Here is a 19,018-nt window from a genome sequence, read left to right as displayed (position 1 = left end):
GTTAAGGTGTTTAGTCGCGCCGGGGTGTAACATTCTTTTTAGAACAAGCAATGGTCATTATATTTACTGGTCAGAGAAAATAATCGCCACAATCAAAGGGGGAGTTCAGTGCGAGCCACTAGCTGAGGAATTGCCTTTTGCACATACCAAGTTATGTATACTCTATCCTTCTGTCGTCACTAAAAATAGCCTGATAGGAAATGGATGGTTTGTAATTGAAATAATATATTTGAACTTTCAGACTATTTGTTGATATTTAATTTTTTTGGTTGTATAGTTAAATTGAAGATACCAACTGGTCAGTACTTTTACATTTGAAAGCAGTAGCGTTTTTCATAATTTGTAATCAAATCTTTCAAAATTTGAAAGCGATTACATTTACTGATTATATATTAATATTCTCACAATAAATTAACATATGGGAGCTGGATTTATGAAATTGGCTGGAAAGGTAGCGATTATAACTGGAGGAGGGGGTGGAATCGGCCGTGCTTCAGCTATGCTTTTTGCTTCGGAGGGAGCACGGGTAGCGGTGGCTGACATTGATTCAGTATCCGGCGAAGAAACAGCCGAGAAGATAAAAGAAAATGGCCATGAAGCGATTTTTATCAAGATGGATGTCTCGAATTCGGAAAGTGTTAAGAATCTAATAAATGAGTCAGTCCGCCGCTTGGGTGGTTTACATATTTTGTTCAATAATGCAGGTGTAGGCAATTCGGAAGTAAGAAGTACGGATATGAGCGAGGAAGAGTGGGATTCAGTAATAGATATTAACCTAAAAGGAGTCTTTCTCGGTATAAAGCATGCTGTCCCGGCGATAATTCAATCAGGCGGAGGTTCTATCATAAACACATCAAGCCTGCTTGGATTAAAGGGGCAAAAATTCCTTTCTGCTTATAATGCCTCAAAAGGAGGGGTGGTCCTCCTTACAAAGAATGCAGCCTTAGAATACGGTAAACATAATATACGTGTAAATGCGATTGCACCTGGTGTAATCGATACTAATATCATAGACCATTGGAAAAGAGATGAGAGAAGGTGGCCAATCATCTCCAAGGCTAATGCCCTGGGCAGGATCGGCAGTCCGGAAGAAGTAGCAAACGCTGTATTGTTCCTTGCCTCGGATGATGCATCCTTTATAACAGGGGCAACCTTGCCTGTCGATGGAGGTGGCCTAACATTTTAATTGGATTTTGCTAGATGTATTGCTTCTTTCGAATATGTGACTACGGAGTCTATTACTCTATTTTTAGTTCCTTTCTGCAGCCATTGAAATATTGCTGAGAAAGACCGGGAACGCGAAATATTATTCGTACATGCATTATTCGTGTAAATGCAGCAGGTGTAATCCCGCCCGCTATTTATTAATAAAATTGAAAATTTGGAGGGAAGAGTTTGAATAAGAGACATTTTGCGTATTGGCCAAAGAGGATAAGTAAATCGTTGACCGTTCCTGAAACTACCCTTTACGACAATCTGGTTGTGTCAGCAAGAAGATTTCCGAAAAAAGCCGCCTTGAATTACTATGGATCCGAATATAACTATCAATCCGTCCTGGATGAAGTGGACAGTCTGGCAGGCTTTCTTCAGCAGCGGCTCAATGTGAAAGCTGGTGACAGGGTTTTATTATTCATGCAAAATTCTCCTCAATTCTTGATCGCTTTTTATGCCATATTAAGGGCGAGGGCAATAGTTGTACCGATTAACCCCATGAATACGGAAAACGAGCTGTCTTACTATATTAAGGATTGTGATCTTAATACTGCCATTATTGGACAGGAACTTTATAATCAAATCAGCAATCTACAGCAGACTACCTCATTGCAGAACATAATTGTTGCTGCCTACTCAGACTACATTCAGTCAAGCACAGAACCATTCAACTTACCAAATGAAGTAAGCGCTTCCAGGGAAACCTTTTCAAAAGAATACCACTATTTATGGAAAGACATCTTGGATGAAAGTCTCAAGCCTGAGGAATATGATGGACAAGCGGATGATATTGCGGTTCTCCCTTATACATCCGGCACAACTGGCATGCCAAAGGGATGCATCCACACCAACCGAACAGTCCAGGCTAATGTTCTAAGTGCTTCCTATTGGGCCAATGCCACGCCTGACTCAGTTTCTTTAACAGCACTGCCATTATTCCATGTGACCGGTATGCTGCATAGCATGCATGCTCCCATTTTTACTGGTTCTGCAATGGTTTTGCTGACTAGATGGGATCGAAATACGGCAGCCCAGCTTATTGAGAAATATAAATGTACCCATTGGGTCAACATCAGCACAATGGTTATTGACTTTTTGGCGAATCCTAAACTTTCAGAGTATGATATTTCATCCTTGGAGAGCATCTCGGGTGGAGGGGCCCCATTACCGGAAGCGGTTGGAGAAAAGCTTTTCCAGCTCACAGGCTTAAAATTTGTTGAGGGGTACGGGCTTTCTGAAACAATTTCCCATACCCATTTCAATCCGCCTGACAGGCCAAAGCTTCAGTGCCTGGGAGTACCCGCATTTGATGTGGATGCAAGAGTCATAGATCCAAATACCCTGGAAGAATTGGGACCCAATGAAGCAGGAGAGATTATTGTAAATGGGCCACAGGTGTTTAAAGGCTACTATAATCGTCCGGAAGATACCAAGCAAGCATTCATTATACTTGATGGAAAGGAATTTTTCCGTACAGGCGATATTGGCAAATACGACGAGGAAGGGTACTTCTTTATTGTCGATCGTGTTAAGAGGATGATAAACGCCTCTGGCTACAAGGTATGGCCAACAGAAGTAGAATCCTTGCTTTACAAACACCCGGCTGTCCAGCAGGCTTGTGTGGTCGGAGTGCCTGATCCAAAGAGAGGGGAAACAGTGAAGGCTTTCGTCATTTTAAATGAAAAGGATAAAGGAAAGGTCAAAGAAGAGGAAATTATCGAGTGGGCAAAAGGGCAGATGGCTGCTTATAAATACCCTCGATCTATAGAATTCAGGGACTCATTCCCAACAACTGCGAGCGGCAAAATTTTGTGGAGAAAGCTTCAGGAAGAAGAAAAGGATAATAATAGGATGGTGAATCAATGATGACAAAAGTAGTAGAAACCGTTACAGGACCGATTTCAGTCGAGGAATTGGGAAAGACTTTGATCCATGAGCATTTTATATTCGGTTATCCCGGTTTTCATGGCGACGTTACCCTTGGAGGATTCAATGAGGAAGAGGCACTGGAAACTGCAATTGGGATCGCAAGGCAAATCATGAGCCATGGTGTCAAAACTGTTGTAGATCCGACTCCGAATGAATGTGGGAGAGACCCAATATTCTTAAAGAAAGTCTCGGAAGCTACAGGTTTGCAAATCATCTGTGCGACTGGCTATTACTATGAAGGAGAAGGCGCAACTCCTTACTTCAAATTCCGGCAGTCCCTTGGCACAGCCGAAGAGGAAATTTATGAAATGTTCATAAAAGAAATAGAAGAAGGCATTGCTGATACGGGAATCAAACCAGGTATAATCAAACTTGCCTCCAGCAAGGGTGAAATAACAGAGTATGAAAAGATGTTTTTCCGAGCAGCCTCAAGAGCCCAAAAGGAAACAGGAATTGTCATCCTTACCCATACCCAGGAGGGGACAATGGGGCCTGAGCAGGCAAAGTTATTGATTGAGCATGGTGCTGATCCAAATAAGATTATTATCGGCCATATGTGTGGAAACACAGATCCTTCTTATCATAAGGAGACCATGAACCAGGGTGTAAGGATTGCTTTTGACCGTTTCGGTTTGCAGGGGCTGGTTGGGGCACCGTTTGACCAGGAGAGAATCCAGACCTTGCTTTCTTTACTGCATGAAGGCTATGAAGATCAAATCCTGCTTGCACATGATACTGTGAACATCTGGCTGGGACGTCCTCCGGTCATGAGCGAACAAATGATGCAGATTGTTGAAAATTGGCATCCTGAGCATATTTTCCTTAATATATTGCCTCAGCTTAGAGAGCAGGGGGTCACGGAAACCCAAATTAATAAAATGCTGGGAGAGAATGCAGTGTCACTCTTTGCAGGTTCACCTGCACAAATTACTCAATAAGAGTCAAAGGCCTTGCTTGATACAGCAAGGCCTTTTTTTGATTATTGCTAGATTTACACTCCTGTATCAAGAATAACAGTAATATATAGAAGGATATCGGATTTTTAAGTTGAATTATTTTTAATAAAATACTTACAAGAAATAAGTGCTGAAAGGAATGTGAGAAGTTGATGAAAAAGTCTTTAAAGGTTTTGGCTTTGCCAGGATATGACCCGGAAATAGGAAGATGGCTATGGGCACTGGAGGATGTCAGAAGAACAATTATAGAGAGGCTCAATGGAATAAGTCAGGACACATTGGATCGAAAAATAGAAAATAAAACAGTTGGGTCTCTCCTCTATCATATTGCATTGATCGAAGCTGACTGGTTTTATGTGGAAGTCCTCAGAACAGATTTTGACCCTGAAATAAAGCAATTGTTTCCTGAGGAAGCCCGCACTGAAGATGGTTCCCTTGCCACTGTTTCAGGGCAGTCATTGGAAGAACATTTTCATAGATTGACAGCAGTCAGGCAAAAATTACTTTCACGTTTTATGAACATGGATTTGCAGGATTTTAGGAGACCGAGACAGCTAGAACAATATGATGTATCTCCCGAATGGGTAATCTATCATTTGATAGAACATGAAGCCCACCACAGAGGGCAGATTTTTCAGATGCTAAATCAGGCTTAAATATAAGGGAAATATATTGTCCCCGGTCACTTCTACTGAAGGGAGCAGGAAATCTTACATATTAACTGATTGTCAATGATCTTATTACATTGCTTCAAAGCACATAAACGATCTAACCCATTTCCAATTTTTAATGATAATCATTTCGTAAGGCACGAATAGCATAAGAGAATTAGTCATATAATCCATCTCATGGCTATTAGATAATGTCTATCAGAATAGTAACTCATAGTATGTTACCAATTATCTTACAAAAGGAGAATTCATGAGATGAGAATAATTTTTCCTATTCTTGCTTTTATGGGTGGAATGGCCATTGCATTTCAGGATAAAATCAATGGGGGATTGGGGAAAAAAATAGGAGTTATTGAAGGTGCCCTTACTTCCTTTACGACCGGGGCAATTACCCTCTTGTTTGTCAGCATATTCTGGGGAAAAGGGGACATTTCAGCAATAACCACTGTTCCGAAATGGCAATTAATTGGAGGCATGCTCGGGGCATTTTATGTTACTGCAATGGTCTTCGTTGTGCCTAAAATAGGTGTCACCTTAACAGTAATGTCAGTGATTATAGGGCAGGTTCTAATTGCCATGCTCATCGACCATTTTGGATTATTTGGGGGGATGCGCATGCCAATTAATGAGAGGAAGCTTGCTGCCATCTTTTTATTCTTTGTCTCTGCTTATCTAATACTGGATGAATAGATTTATGCAAAAACTCTTTTGTCCAAGTACTATATCGAAATGAGGATGTTTTTTTATGGAAGGAATCGGTGCCGTGATACTGGCAGCTGGACAGGCTAAGCGGTTTGGCTCAATGAAACAGCTTTCTTATCTGGGGGAAAAACCATTGTTCCTTTATCCGGTGGAGCTGGCTTTAAGTATGGAATTTAGCTGCATCACTTTGGTAGGCAATAAACACACTGAAAGCATGAAAGATTACATCCAAGACTACAACATCAGCTATATAAAAAATGAGGAATCGGAAAATGGTATGTCCTCTTCACTTAAAAAGGGGATATCAGCATTACCGTCTGACATTCAGGCAGTTTTCTTGTTCTTGGGAGACCAGCCATTCATTCCAAAAGAAGTCGTCATAAAAATGTATTCTATTTATCAGGACCACTATGAAAATGGAATCAGGATTGTCCGTGCATTGTACGAGGGACAGGCGGGCCATCCAGTTTTATTTGATAGAGAACTATTTCCGCTTTTAATAAATATTGAAGGAGATCAGGGTGCGAGAGACATCATTAGATTGTTTTCATCCAAGGTAGAGACTGTGGATTTCCCCAAAAGAATGTGGAATATGGACATCGATACGCAAAGTGATTACGAACAAGCAATCCGAGTATTAGCTAATAACACAAAATCGAAAATCGATTATTAATAAAAAATAATCGTTTACAAAGAAAATGAAATCGCTTACAATTAAAATATAAAATATTCAAAATATTATAATAACTAATAATCGATTATTGATAACTAATAATCAATTACAAGGAAATCAAAAATCTATATAGAATGGAGGGTTCAAAAAGATGATTATTTCGCTGAATGATCCGGTAGGCGCAGAGCTAAAATTGACAGGAGGAAAAGGGGCCAGCTTGACCCAGATGGCCTGTGCCGGGCTTCCGATTCCAGAAGGATTTGTCGTATCCACAGAGGCCTACCTTTCGGCACTTGCTGAGACTGGAGTAGATAAAATCATTCAAAGAGAAATGGACGAACTTAACATTAATGATTCTGTAGCGGCTGCAAAAGCTTCTTCCATCATTAGAACAGCTATCGAAACGCTCACTTTGCCCCAAGAACTGGAACAAGTAATAATAGATTCCTATAAAAGATTATGTCCGGATGATGGGCCAGTCGCCGTACGCTCTAGTGCTACTGCCGAGGATTTACCCGAAGCAAGTTTTGCAGGACAGCAAGATACATATTTAGGTGTAGTGACTGCTGAACAGGTGTTACACAGGGTGAAATGCTGCTGGGCATCCTGCTTTACGGATCGTGCGATTGCTTATCGAGTGCGTCATGGGATTAAGGAAGAACAGGTAGCTGGAGCCGTAGTCGTGCAAAAATTGATTGAGGCAGATAAAGCCGGTGTAATGTTCACGGTAAACCCGATAACCAAGGGGCAAGAGGTTGTCATTGAGGCTTGCTGGGGATTGGGAGAGGCACTTGTGTCTGGTGAAGTAACACCTGATCAATATATCGTTGATAAAAGTACAGGCTCCACTATAAATGTAAGCGTTTTACCGAAACTGCAGATGATCGTCCGAAGTGAAAAAGAAGTAAAGCATCTACCGGTCCCTGCAGACAAGGTTCGTGCTCAGGTACTCAATAATAATGAATTATCGAGGCTGAATGAAGTAGCTGGCAATCTCGAACAATTTTTCGGTGCACCTCAGGATGTAGAGTGGGCAATCAAATTGGGCAAAGTCTACTTGCTGCAAAGCAGGCCTGTTACTACCATGTAAAGGAGAGCTGAACCTTGGAATGGCTAGATTCAATAAAAGAGCCTGCTATCAAGCGCACCATGCTGCGTGATGAAGTTAAGGACTACCTTTTGGAAGCTATATTGAACGGTAATTTAAAACCGGAAGAGCGAATTGTGGAAACGAAGGTGGCCAAACACCTTAAAGTCAGCCAGGCACCGGTCCGTGAAGCTCTAAGAGATTTGGAACATATGGGTGTTTTATATAGTGAGCCCTACAAAGGCACCTTCGTCAAAAAACTATCGGTCGCCGAATTACAGGAAAGGTATATTGTCCGGGCAGCATTGGAAGAAACGGCCGTACGATTGGCAGTACCGAAACTGACTCAAAAAAATATCGGCGAAATGCAGAAGTGCATAGAAGAAATGATACAGGCTGCTGAAGCTGGCGACCTCCGTACCATGATTGCGGTGGATGTGCAGTTCCATAGAACTGTGATTAAGTCGTCAGGAAACCATTTTTTGCTTTCCGTCTGGGAGAAAATCAATCCGGGAAGCTGGACATTGTTTTCAACCCACAATGCCAAGAAGGATTTACCAGATTTGGCCAGGCGGCACTATGAGGTACTGGATGCACTGCTTTCCGGTGATCCGTTGCATGCGGGGACCATAATCCGACAGCATATAGAGGAATTAGCTCCAAAACCTTAAGATTTATTATTTTGGGCAATTTGGCCATTTTATGGCCTTATGCGATAATCTATTATTCAAGGGGGAAGGTAAATGTCTGTACAAAGTACTTCAAATGACATCTTGGGCGAATTCTTAGGAAATGAAAGTTTTCCGGTAAAGTGGCAATCTGAACAGGATAAAAAGGAGTTCTGGTGGTTTGATGACCTGCATGTTCCTCGCCCAGTTTCACCACTTTATTTTGATATCGGAGGCTGGTGGGGTGAAGCCTGCAAATATATGTATCGACGTTTTGGTGTGCCATTCGGAAAGGATTGGCAGGCAAGAAACATAAACGGTTACGTATATACCGCTGTAATGCGGCGTGAGCCTGAAGAAGCAGCAAAACTTGCTCCATATTTTGCGATGATGCTTCCAGTCTATGCTACCCGATTTCTAAAGTGGTGGGATGATAGATACCTGCCTGAAATCAAAAAAAATCTCGAATACCTTGATACGTTTGCGTATGAAGAGGCAAGCTTGCCTGAAATGATGGTTCTTCTCGAGGATGCGCTTGATATTCAGGAACGCCATCTGAGAATTCACTGGATACTAAATCTTGCTCAGTTTGCAGCTTTCCAGCAATTTGGGCAGGTGGCAGGTGAAGTTGCCGGGCCAGAGGCAGCCGCACAGTATTCAGGTAAGGTATTGGTCTCTGTTCAGGATAAGAACTGGGAGTCATCAAGGGATTTGTGGAGAATTAAAGAAGAGATCAAATCTGACCCTAGTCTTAAATCCATCTTCACAGAACAGGATTCAATGGATAACATTATTGCCTCACTGAAATCCTCTCCTCGTGGACAAGAAATTCTTAAAGCAATCGATGCTTACAAAGAAGAATATGGCTATAAGGCAGTATACACCCACGAATACACCTATCAGCTCTGGAAAGAAAATCCAGCCCCCATCTATGAAATGCTTCGAAACTATCTAGACTCAGACTATGATTACCATAAAGATATAACAAAAGTTGCCGAAGAACAAAAAGCTGCAATAGAAGGATTACGAGCCCTCATCCAAAATGATGAAGACTCACAGAAGTTTGAAAATGCACTGGAACTTGCCTTGGCAATGGCTCCTCTCACACCAGACCATCATTTCTACATAGACCAGGGAACATATGCCCGCATGAGAATATCGATAAAAGAGCTTGGAAAAAAGTTTGCCGCTCGAGGGGACATTAACAAGTCTGAAGATATTTTCTATCTCTTATACGATGAAATTCGTGAGCTTTCAGCAACTCCTGATGCATTCGATGCACGTGCCAGAGTAGCCGAGCGAAGAATTGAACAGGAAAAAGCCAGGGAAGTAACACCGCGTGACTGGGTTGGAACAGCGGATCATTGGTCACTGTACGAACAGGCGTATGTGGGTGTCTGGGGTTATCCGGAACGTTTTGAATTAGGAAAAACCAAAGATTTAGAAACGACTGAAATACAAGGCCTTGCTGCTTCCGCTGGAGTGGTGGAGGGGATTGCAAGACTTGTAAATGACCCGGCAGAATTCGATCAGCTGCAGCAGGGAGAAATCCTTGTGTGCCGTATGACGAATCCGGCATGGACATTACTATTCAGCAAGATTTCAGGACTGGTGACAGATGCAGGCGGTGCGTTATCCCATCCTGCTGTCATAGCCAGGGAATATGGCATTCCTGCTGTTACTAGCACACTAGATGCTACTAGTAAAATCAAGTCCGGGCAGCTGATCAGAGTGGATGGCGCGAAGGGCATTGTGTCCATTATCGAATAAACGCTGCATATCAGGCCGCAAGAAGCGGCCTGATATGCACTTTATATTTTGAGGATATGTTAAAAACCGTTTGCAAAATATTACATAAAAAGGGAGGAAGCAGAAATGAAACGTCGAATTATCGATTTAAGTATGACTGTAAGTCCGGACATGCAAACTTTTCCCAGAGTGGCCCGGCCGATTATAGCCCAGGTGGAGAGCCATACTCAATTTGCGGAAAATATAGGTGCGGCACAATATGGGGCGGATTGGCTTACAGCGCATTGTGTCATTGTTCAAGGAGACCATATCGGCACCCACATGGATACTCTCCGGCATATGCGCGAGGATGCTCCGGGAGCTGAAGGAATCCCGCTTGAATATTGTTTTGGTGACGGGGTTCGTCTAGATTTTCGCCATAAGGAACCTGGCAGCATTATTACTGTAGAAGATATAAAAAATGCAGAACAAGAGATGGGCTATGAGATAAAGGAAAGGGACATCGTACTCATCTGGACTGGAGCCGGAGCATTTAACAATGAAGACCGTTATAACACTGATTTTTGCGGAATGAGCGGAGAAGCGACCCTTTATTTGATTCAAAAAGGGGTAAAGGTGATGGGTTGCGATGCTTCGACTTTTGATCCTCCTGTTTGGTCCATGTTCGAAAAGAAAAAATTCTGGGAAGCACACAAAGTCATGCTTACAGAAGAATACTATCATCTGGAAAATATGCAGAATTTTGAAGAGCTCCCCGGTGCTACCGGATTTTTGCTCTCGGTATTTCCGGTTAAATGGGAAAAATCCACAGGAGCCGCTGTCAGGGCAGTCGCCATTGTCGAATAAAAATCATTTGGCAACAAGGAGGAGATACAATGCAAATTGAACATACCATACAATTATCAGCAAACCCGGATACAGTATGGAACTGGGTAAATGCAATCGAGCGTGTAGCTACCTGTATTCCTGGAGTCGAACAAATGGCTGCCATTGAACCAGGAAAGCAGTATAATGCTGTGGCAACTGATAAAGTGGGTCCCTTTAAAGTTTCATTTCCAATGGAGCTGTCCGTAGTTGAAGCCGAGCAGCCGATGATGAAAATTAAGGCTAAGGGGCAGGACAAATATACGAAAACACTTGTCCATCTGAATATGTTCGTACAAGTCAACCCAGATGCAGCAGGTAATGGCACTGAACTGAAATTGGATGTGGATTATCAGATGAAAGGCAAATTGGCAACATTGGGACAGGGAATGGTAAACCGGAAGTTTACTGAGAAGGTAGATGCGTTTGCGGCAAATTTGACACAGGTGCTGGAGGGAGAAAACGGCGATGCTGCTCGAGTCCTTTGATTTGACATATGCCAAAAGTCTCGATGACGCAATCGATCTTAAAAACGAATGGGGAGACGAAGCTGCATTTTACGCTGGTGGGACTGAACTCCTGCAGGTTTTAAAAGAAGGTTTGATTGTCTGCAATCACCTCATCAGTTTACGCCGTGTGCCAAGTATGGATCAAATAATGATGGATGAGGATAGTAGATTGATAACCATTGGTGCAATGGCCACCCACGATAATATTGCCCATTCGTCTGTAATTCACCAATATCACCCGGCTTTCGCTGAACTGGAGAATAATATAGGCAATATTCGAGTTCGGACAGCAGGGACAATTGGTGGAAATCTGGCTTTTGCTGAACCCAGGTCTGATCCAGGTGCCTTTTTAGTAGCAGCAAATGCAATTATTCTTGCTAAATCTTCATCCAAAACCAGAAGAATACCCATGAGTGAATTTTGGCAAGGGCCTTTTGAAACATCGCTTGAGCCAGGAGAAGTTATTACCCACGTACTGCTTCCAGTCCTGGAAAAAAGAACAGGTGCTGCTTATCGAAAGTTTTCTGTAGCTGAATTCCCGATGGCTGGAGTTGCGGCAATTATTCAATTGGATGACCAGAATGAGAACATCTTAAAAGCAAGATTAGTAGTTTCTGCTGCAAACCCCATCCCTACCAGGCTGACAAATGCAGAAAAGCTGCTGGCTGGTGAGGCTATCAATGATATTCCAAAAACAGTCGCTTGGTGGGTTGCTGCCGCCGAACCTCAAATGGATGCTCTGGATGACAATGACGGATCAGCAGAATACAAAACTCAAGTGGTAGGAGCCTTATTGCGTGAAGCGGTGACAGAGGCAATACAGAGGGCAAAGGAGGAAGGTCATTCATGGCAACACACCAGATAAGCTGCTTCGTAAATGGGGTGAAGGCGGATATTGAAATAGAATCATCCCATTTATTAATTGATGTACTGCGGGATAAGCTCGGACTGATTAGTGTTAAGCGCTCATGTGATATGCAGGTATGCGGGGCGTGTACTGTTTTGATTGATGGCAAACCCGTAAGTTCCTGCACCACCCTGGCAGTAGAAATGGATGGTGCCGATATTCTGACTGCGGAGGGGCTATCCGCTGGAGGAAACCTGCATCCAATCCAGCAGGCATTCATTGACAAAGGGGCACTTCAATGTGGTTTTTGTACATATGGCATGATGCTGTCATCTTTAGCTTTGCTTAAAGAGTCGCCAAACCCAAGCGAACAAGAAATCCAACATTATCTACATGGCAATATATGCCGGTGTACAGGCTATACTTCGATCATTAAAGCAGTCCAGCAGGCTGCTGTATCAGGAGGCAATGGCGAATGAAAACGCAAGTACCAATTGCCAGGAAGACTATAGGCCGTATATTGCCGCGCACTGACTACCGGCCCAGAATTACAGGAAGCATGGAATATCCAAGCGATGTGCGGATTGAAGGGATGCTGGAGTCTGCTATCGTTCATAGCCCGTTTGCCCATGCCCTGATTGAGTCTATAGATGTAACTGCTGCATTAGAGGTGCCAGGGGTCATTTGTATTTTGACCCGAGATGATTTAAAGGATCTTGACCCTCACTATGGTCCGGTTTTCCGGGATCAGCCTATTCTGGCCATTGACCGTGTACGTTACGAAGGAGAGCCAGTCGCAGCTGTTGTAGCAATCGATTCCAGAACTGCACATTATGCAGCTAGTCTTGTAGATGTTTCATATGACCCTCTACCTGAAGTAGACAGTCTGGAAGCAGCACTGGGACCGAATGCCCCATTAGTTCAAACAAATAGTCAACGTGGCAGCCACTACAGTAAGGTACTGGCAGATGCGGATCCTCATACTGCTACCAATATTGCATTTCAATGGGACTATAATCGTGGGCATGTAGAGTCCGCGCTGTTAAAAGCTGATAAAGTAATAGAAAACGAGTATCGTGTACCGATTATTCACCATTTCCCGCTTGAGCCAATACATACAGTAGCAAAAATCGACTCGGCGGGCATTACGGTATGGACAGGTACACAAACGCCTATGGTAGTTCGTCAGGATTTGGCTTTAATTTTCGGTCGTCCTCAATCACAAGTACGCGTTGTTTCCTTCCCCATGGGCGGATCATTTGGTGCCAAAGCTTTCTCAAAGGTAGAGCCGCTTGCCGTTGCACTTGCCCGTAAAGCAGGAAGGCCAGTAAGAGTAGCTCTTTCCATGTCCGAGACTGCAAGAACAATCAGAAGAGCAGGGGCGAGAATAAGAATCAAGAGCGGTGTAAGTGGCGACGGGACTTTATTGGCGAGATCGGTACAGATTGATTATCAAATTGGGGCCTATGCTGATTGTGCACCTAGGGTAGCTCAAAAAGGCGGGTATGTGTCCGCCGGGCCATATAGATTACCAAACCTTGAGATACATTCCCGCGCGATTTATACAAATACGCCGCCAAGCGGGGCTTTTAGAGGTTTTGGTGTGCCGCAGGCTACATGGGCATATGAACAGCATACAGATGAGATCGCAAACGCAATCGGTATGGATGCAGTTGAATTCCGGGTGAAAAATTTGCTTGAACGAGGGGAGTTGTATGCTGAGGGTGACACTCCCATTGATACAGATTATGTTCCAGTACTTAAGGAGCTAACCTCAAAATTGGGTTGGGACCAGCCGATTCAACCATGGAGAGGGAGAGGAGTTGCTGTTTCATTTAAACCAAGCCAGGCCCCAACGGAGTCTACCGCGATTGTCAGGCTCCATTCAGATGGAAGTGCATCCATACTTATGGGTGCAGCTGAGATGGGCCAGGGGTCAACCAGTACCATGGCCCAAATAGCCGCAGAGGAGCTGGAGCTGCCGCTTGAAAAAGTGGTGGTAACAAAACCGGACACATCGATGGTTCCGTTTGATTCGACTACCACGGCCAGCCGTACGACAGTGGCAATGGGAAGGGCTGTACAAAATGCTGCACGTGAAGTGAGAGAAAAACTCCTAAAAAGATGTGCGGTGTTGCTGGACGAAAATCCACGTAATATAAGGATCCAAGACGGCAAAGTATTCACGAAGGATGCAGAGCTTACAATTCCCGAAGTTTTAGCTCAGACAAAGGAGCTCTCCGGAATTGAAATTATAGCTGTAGGCCAGTATATCCTGGCACCTACCAAGTCCCCGATTGGCGGGTCTACCCCATTTTGGGAGCCATGCTGGGTCGCGGCAGAAGTAGAGGTGAATCCGGATACTGGCCGGGTTACGGTGTGCAAACTCCTGACCGCAGTAGATGCAGGGCGGGCGATTAATCTCCAGCAGGTAGAGGGGCAGGATATAGGGTCTTCGATGCAGGGCCTGGGTGCAGCACTTTTTGAGCAAATGATATTTGATAATGGAGTGCTAACCAACCCGTCACTTGTTCAATACCGGATTCCATTATTCGATGATATACCTGAACAATTCAGTTCTCTTGTTATTGAAAATGAAGACGGTCCAGGACCGTTCGGTGCAAAGGGAGTCGGTGAAGGGGGATTAATGGCGGTACCCGCTGCTATAGGGAATGCGGTTGCAAATGCGATTGGTATACGTATTCATCAATTGCCGCTGCATCCTGAACGAGTTTGGCGGGCAATTAAGGAAAAAGAGGGGGCAGATCAATGACCGTTTATGTTCATTTTGTCCGTCATGGAGAAGTCGCCTCTCATCGTGGAGATGTGCCTATTACTGAACAAGGTAAGGCAGCAGCCCAAAGACAGGGAAGGAAATTGGCAGGCTCCATCACAGGGCCTGAACATGTAGAATTCCTGCATGCAGTTACAAAAAGGACAAAACAAACTTGTGAGTTGCTTAGGAAGGGATTCATGGAAGCTGTCCGAGAAGATGTAACCGTTTTTCATCCGGAGATTGAAAATGCTATCCGCAATCCAGATATTTATTTAGGAGGAAAAAGGGTGGAACTTGTTTCATCGGTTGAAGCGCTTGCTGCCCAAGTGCCAAACCTGGGATTTCTGCATCACGAGCTGCTCGAACTGCCTTTTTGGACAAACTTTTTGAACAGTCCTGACCGGATTGGCTACTGGCTCCATCTTGAAAACCCTCCAGGGGAAAATGCGGAGGCGGTTGCCAGGAGATTAATGGCATACGCAGAAAGCCTCAGCCTGATTCCTGGGAATATCACCCGCCGATATATTTGTGTCTCTCACTCACCGGTATTAAGGGCATTTTTGAATAAATATTTGCTGGAAAAAGACCTGGGAGAGCCAGAATATTGTGAATCTATAAATTTAACTTTTTCCCGGGGAACATGCAAGATCCAGTATCGTTCTTTTGAGAAAGAAAACCAATTAATAGGAGGAACTAAAGATGATCGTATTAGTAGCGAAATATCACTGTAAAGAAGGTAAAGGGGATGAAGTCCAAACTTATTTAAATCAGATGAAACCGTTAGTGGAAGAACATGAGCCGGGATGCGGCGCGTATTTTGCCAATCGATCACAGGATAATCCGGACATGTTTTTACTTTATGAACAATATAAAGACGAAGCTGCGCTGGAGGACCATCGTGAAACACCTCATTTTAAGGAAATCATCGAAGGAAAAATTGTTCCAATTCTTGAGAAGCGTGAACGTGAACTATTTACATTGGTAGATTAATAATTCAAACCTCATGGAGGCCAATATGAAACTAATAACTTATAGGGTAAATACGCTGGACGGTTCTGAAGAAAGAATAGGAGCTGTGCATGGGGATAAAGCTATTGATTTAGCATCGTCGTATCGGCTTTCACTGCTTTCAAGCGGATTGAACGAAAATGCGGCTAAGAGGTTGACAGGGGCATTGCTTCCTTCTAATATGGTGGCTTTTATCGAAAATGGCGAAGCTGGCATGGAAGCAGCCCAAACGGCATTGCATAGGGCGTTGGAAGCTGGGGATGAAACTGGTCCAAACGGTGAAAAAATAATTTTCCCTCTCACCGATGTGCAGCTTTTGCCACCAATAACACGTCCTCCTATGTTAAGGGATTTTATGGCATTTGAAACTCATCTTAAAAATATTTATCCAAAGCTTGGAAAAGATATCCCTCCTGAGTGGTATGAAATGCCTGCATATTATAAAGCTAATCCAAGCAGCCTTTCTGCCCATGGCGATGATATTCCAATGCCTTCTTACGCAGAGGAACTGGATTTTGAATTTGAATTGGCGATGGTGATCGGGCGCGGCGGTATCAATATCAAAAAAGAAGATGCTCTAGAGCATGTTTTCGGTTATACCATATACAATGATTTCAGTGCACGTAAGATTCAGTCAAAGGAGATTGCAATTGGTTTAGGTCCTGCCAAGGGGAAAGACTTTACGAAAGGCCATACATTAGGGCCCTGGATTGTGACAGCTGATGAAATCCCCGATATTTATAATATGGCTATGACTGCGCGTGTCAATGGTGAAACATGGTGTGATGATAACTCAGGCAGTATTCACTGGAAGTTTGAAGATTTAATTGCCCATGCATCCATGGAAGAATATCTTCAGGTTGGTGAAGTTTTGGGGACTGGGACAATAGGATGGGGATCCGGAGCAGAAAGAGAAAAATTTCTTCATGCAGGAGACCGGGTCGAACTGGAAGTTGAAGGAATCGGAACTTTAATAAATCGGGTAGTATCCAAATAGTAACACTTCTTTATATTATGAGATGCACCCTGAAATTTTACTTTGTCCAAAAAATACAATCTGAACGGAGGAACAGGGTAGGTGCATAAAGTAATACTTGGTTTAAAAAAATGTCTAGATGAGCAAAAACCGGCTGCACTTGCAACTATAATACGAACCGAAGGATCCACCTACCAGCCTTCCGGAACCCGTTGTTTAATTATGGAGGACGGACAGGTTGAAGGGCTTGTAAGCGGCGGATGCGTGGAGAGTGATTTGGCAGGAAGGATACAGGAGGTTATCAAGAGTTTTAAACCAGAAACGATTATTTACGATTTTCGGAATGAAAACGACTTTTTATGGGGTATGGGACTCGGATGTGACGGAGCAATAACACTCTTTCTCCAACCCTTTGACCCGGTGCATCATTTAATGGATGCCTTAGCTTTATATGATCAGTTAATTACCAATTATGACACAAATACTTTGATTACTGTTGCAACAGTAATTCATTCTTCAAATGAAACGCTGGTTCCTCCCGGCAGTTTTAGGGTGTTGGAACATCAGAGCATTTTGACCGATTCGTCATCTTCAGCATATTGTAAAGACTTACTTTTGGATGGGGTAGTTGCAGAGTGCTTTGTTGAACACATCAAGCCAAGACAGCATGTAGCCATTTTTGGTGCAGGACCGGATGTAACGCCGGTTGTAAACCAATTAGCTGCAATTAACTGGCGAATATCTGTTATAGACCATCGGCCAAATTACGCACAAACCAATCGATTTCCTAAGGCGGATGAGGTTCTTCTCGTCAATCGCACGGGATATAACACACTGTGCTTAAGTAAAAACACTTATTGTCTTATCATGACACATAATTATGAGCTTGATCTTCAATTACTTGGAGAGCTTCTGGAAGCAAAGATGCCCTATATCGGAATTTTAGGGGCTGCAAAACGAATGCAAAAAATGAAGATCGACCTGTTGGAATACGGCGTAACATTGGAAGAGGGAAAGGTACACTCACCGATTGGGTTAGATATCGGCGCTAGTACTCCTGAGGAAATTGCGGTAAGTATAGCAGCTGAATTGCTGGCATTTAACAGGGGACAAAAAGCAAATTCCCGTGTGGTAGAAGCGGTTCACCCTGATGGGGCGGCTTGTCCTTAGGATATCATGTGGGGAGGTGGGGTTCATTAAAACACATAGCAATCGTATCCCCTTATTCTGTATTGTTACCCTTTTGTACTGGTTTTCCATGTACACATGCGTTCCTATTTTGGCTGCTTATGTAGAGTACCTGGGTGCTTCCTATAAAATGGCAGGCCTGATCGTTGGCATGTATGGCCTAACGCAGATGTTGCTCAGGATTCCAGTCGGCATAGTGTCCGATCGTTTCCATAAACGAAAAATTTTTATCATTTTCGGGTTAATCTTCTCCATTCTTTCCGGTGTGGGTATCCTGATAACACAAGATGTTACCTGGATATTGATACTCAGGGCTTTGGCTGGAGCAGCGGCTGCAACATGGGTTGATTTCACCATCCTGTTCACTAGCTACTATTTGCGTGAAGAGACAACAAAGGCTATTGGAACCATTTCCTTCTATAATATGACGGGCCAAATGTTAGGTATTTTATGCGGAGGATGGTTTGCCGATCGATACGGATGGGAATCTTCATTTGTGATTGGCGGCGTCGTTGGAATAATCGGGTTAATATGTGCATTTTTCATTATTGAAAAATTCGAGGATCGGAATGAAAGAATTACTGTGGGAGGAGTATTGGAGGTTGCAGGCGATCGAATATTGTTAACGGTATCATTCCTCTCCATATTGCTTTACATGTTAATGTTTGCTGCAGTATTTGGTTTTACACCGGTTTTTGCCCAATCTCTGGGAGCGGATAAGTTTGATATGGGGTTGCTCACATTTTTCTCAACCTTCCCTACTGCCGTTGCTTCATGGGTCGGAGGCCGATATTTATCTGTTAAAATAGGGGAAAAAAATGTAATAATCATCGGTTTTATTTTCATGGGTTTATTTACACTGATCATTCCCTTTACCTCCAGTATTGCTATGTTAATTTTCACACAAACCATTTCCGGGATAGGAAGGGGTTTAGCTGCTCCAATCTTAATGGCTTTAAGTATTAATCATATGCACTCTGGGAAGCGTGCCACAGCAATGGGATTCTATCAGGCTATTTATGGTTTAGGAATGTTTTTAGGCCCTGTTTTTATGGGAGTGATCGGGGATATCCTTACATTAAAGCAGGGTTTTATTATTCTTGGATTGATTGGTTGTATCACCGCGGTTTTAGCACATTTAATGATTACAGCCGTTAAAGGGACTGATGGGGCAAAAATGAATAAAAATATATCTGCTTAACC

At 43.3% G+C, this 19,018-nt stretch carries 19 protein-coding genes; all 19 read left to right on the top strand.

Going from position 1 to position 19,018, the window contains the following annotated elements; all coding sequences use genetic code 11:
* Window positions 1-433 precede the first annotated feature (433 nt).
* The 19 genes from V1500_RS13765 (at window position 434) to V1500_RS13675 (ending at window position 19,016) form a co-directional block, all read left to right on the top strand.
* A complete protein-coding gene (locus V1500_RS13765; RefSeq protein ID WP_409300024.1) occupies window positions 434-1,186 on the top strand; it encodes an SDR family NAD(P)-dependent oxidoreductase in 753 nt (250 codons plus the stop codon).
* A 209-nt stretch (window positions 1,187-1,395) separates the two neighbouring features.
* A complete protein-coding gene (locus V1500_RS13760) occupies window positions 1,396-3,078 on the top strand; it encodes a long-chain fatty acid--CoA ligase (protein WP_409300023.1) in 1,683 nt (560 codons plus the stop codon).
* Window positions 3,078-4,079, top strand: a complete 1,002-nt coding sequence (locus tag V1500_RS13755; RefSeq protein WP_409305994.1) for a phosphotriesterase — start codon at window positions 3,078-3,080, stop codon at window positions 4,077-4,079. Before V1500_RS13760 ends, V1500_RS13755 begins: the two co-directional genes overlap by 1 nt.
* A gap of 170 nt (window positions 4,080-4,249) precedes the next feature.
* Window positions 4,250-4,753 (top strand): DinB family protein, encoded by a 504-nt coding sequence (locus V1500_RS13750; RefSeq protein WP_409305993.1) that lies wholly within the window; start codon window positions 4,250-4,252, stop codon window positions 4,751-4,753.
* A 270-nt stretch (window positions 4,754-5,023) separates the two neighbouring features.
* Window positions 5,024-5,458 (top strand): DMT family transporter, encoded by a 435-nt coding sequence (locus V1500_RS13745; protein WP_409300021.1) that lies wholly within the window; start codon window positions 5,024-5,026, stop codon window positions 5,456-5,458.
* Between the two features lie 55 nt (window positions 5,459-5,513).
* Window positions 5,514-6,143 (top strand): NTP transferase domain-containing protein, encoded by a 630-nt coding sequence (locus V1500_RS13740; protein WP_409300019.1) that lies wholly within the window; start codon window positions 5,514-5,516, stop codon window positions 6,141-6,143.
* A gap of 151 nt (window positions 6,144-6,294) precedes the next feature.
* Window positions 6,295-7,233 carry a PEP/pyruvate-binding domain-containing protein gene (locus V1500_RS13735; RefSeq protein ID WP_409300017.1) on the top strand — a complete coding sequence of 313 codons (939 nt, stop codon included), beginning with the start codon at window positions 6,295-6,297 and terminating at the stop codon, window positions 7,231-7,233.
* Between the two features lie 14 nt (window positions 7,234-7,247).
* Window positions 7,248-7,901: a GntR family transcriptional regulator gene (locus V1500_RS13730; protein ID WP_409300015.1), complete on the top strand. Its 654-nt coding sequence runs from the start codon at window positions 7,248-7,250 to the stop codon at window positions 7,899-7,901.
* A 72-nt stretch (window positions 7,902-7,973) separates the two neighbouring features.
* Window positions 7,974-9,668: a PEP-utilizing enzyme gene (locus V1500_RS13725; RefSeq protein WP_409300014.1), complete on the top strand. Its 1,695-nt coding sequence runs from the start codon at window positions 7,974-7,976 to the stop codon at window positions 9,666-9,668.
* Window positions 9,669-9,773: 105 nt separating this feature from the next.
* Entirely contained in the window at window positions 9,774-10,493 is a 720-nt protein-coding gene (locus tag V1500_RS13720; RefSeq protein WP_409300012.1) for a cyclase family protein, read from the top strand.
* A gap of 29 nt (window positions 10,494-10,522) precedes the next feature.
* A complete protein-coding gene (locus tag V1500_RS13715; protein WP_409300010.1) occupies window positions 10,523-10,999 on the top strand; it encodes a CoxG family protein in 477 nt (158 codons plus the stop codon).
* Window positions 10,980-11,885 carry an FAD binding domain-containing protein gene (locus V1500_RS13710; RefSeq protein WP_409300009.1) on the top strand — a complete coding sequence of 302 codons (906 nt, stop codon included), beginning with the start codon at window positions 10,980-10,982 and terminating at the stop codon, window positions 11,883-11,885. Before V1500_RS13715 ends, V1500_RS13710 begins: the two co-directional genes overlap by 20 nt.
* The gene (locus tag V1500_RS13705; protein ID WP_409300007.1) at window positions 11,867-12,346 is read left to right on the top strand and encodes a (2Fe-2S)-binding protein; all 480 of its coding nucleotides are present in this window, start codon (window positions 11,867-11,869) and stop codon (window positions 12,344-12,346) included. The genes V1500_RS13710 and V1500_RS13705 overlap by 19 nt, the downstream gene beginning before the upstream one ends.
* A complete protein-coding gene (locus V1500_RS13700; protein ID WP_409300005.1) occupies window positions 12,343-14,640 on the top strand; it encodes a xanthine dehydrogenase family protein molybdopterin-binding subunit in 2,298 nt (765 codons plus the stop codon). The genes V1500_RS13705 and V1500_RS13700 overlap by 4 nt, the downstream gene beginning before the upstream one ends.
* Window positions 14,637-15,374: a phosphoglycerate mutase family protein gene (locus tag V1500_RS13695; RefSeq protein WP_409300003.1), complete on the top strand. Its 738-nt coding sequence runs from the start codon at window positions 14,637-14,639 to the stop codon at window positions 15,372-15,374. Before V1500_RS13700 ends, V1500_RS13695 begins: the two co-directional genes overlap by 4 nt.
* Entirely contained in the window at window positions 15,343-15,633 is a 291-nt protein-coding gene (locus tag V1500_RS13690) for a putative quinol monooxygenase (protein WP_409300002.1), read from the top strand. Before V1500_RS13695 ends, V1500_RS13690 begins: the two co-directional genes overlap by 32 nt.
* Window positions 15,634-15,658: 25 nt before the next feature.
* Entirely contained in the window at window positions 15,659-16,648 is a 990-nt protein-coding gene (locus V1500_RS13685) for a fumarylacetoacetate hydrolase family protein (protein ID WP_409300000.1), read from the top strand.
* An 81-nt stretch (window positions 16,649-16,729) separates the two neighbouring features.
* The gene (locus V1500_RS13680) at window positions 16,730-17,797 is read left to right on the top strand and encodes an XdhC family protein (protein ID WP_409299998.1); all 1,068 of its coding nucleotides are present in this window, start codon (window positions 16,730-16,732) and stop codon (window positions 17,795-17,797) included.
* A 109-nt stretch (window positions 17,798-17,906) separates the two neighbouring features.
* A complete protein-coding gene (locus tag V1500_RS13675) occupies window positions 17,907-19,016 on the top strand; it encodes an MFS transporter (protein WP_409299996.1) in 1,110 nt (369 codons plus the stop codon).
* The last annotated feature ends 2 nt before the right edge of the window (window positions 19,017-19,018 follow it).

It is taken from the genome of Peribacillus sedimenti (assembly GCF_046237635.1).
In the GTDB taxonomy this organism is placed as follows: domain Bacteria; phylum Bacillota; class Bacilli; order Bacillales; family DSM-1321; genus Peribacillus; species Peribacillus sedimenti.
The sequence above is the reverse complement of the archived record's forward strand: the minus strand, read 5'-3'. Positions and strand labels throughout refer to the sequence as shown.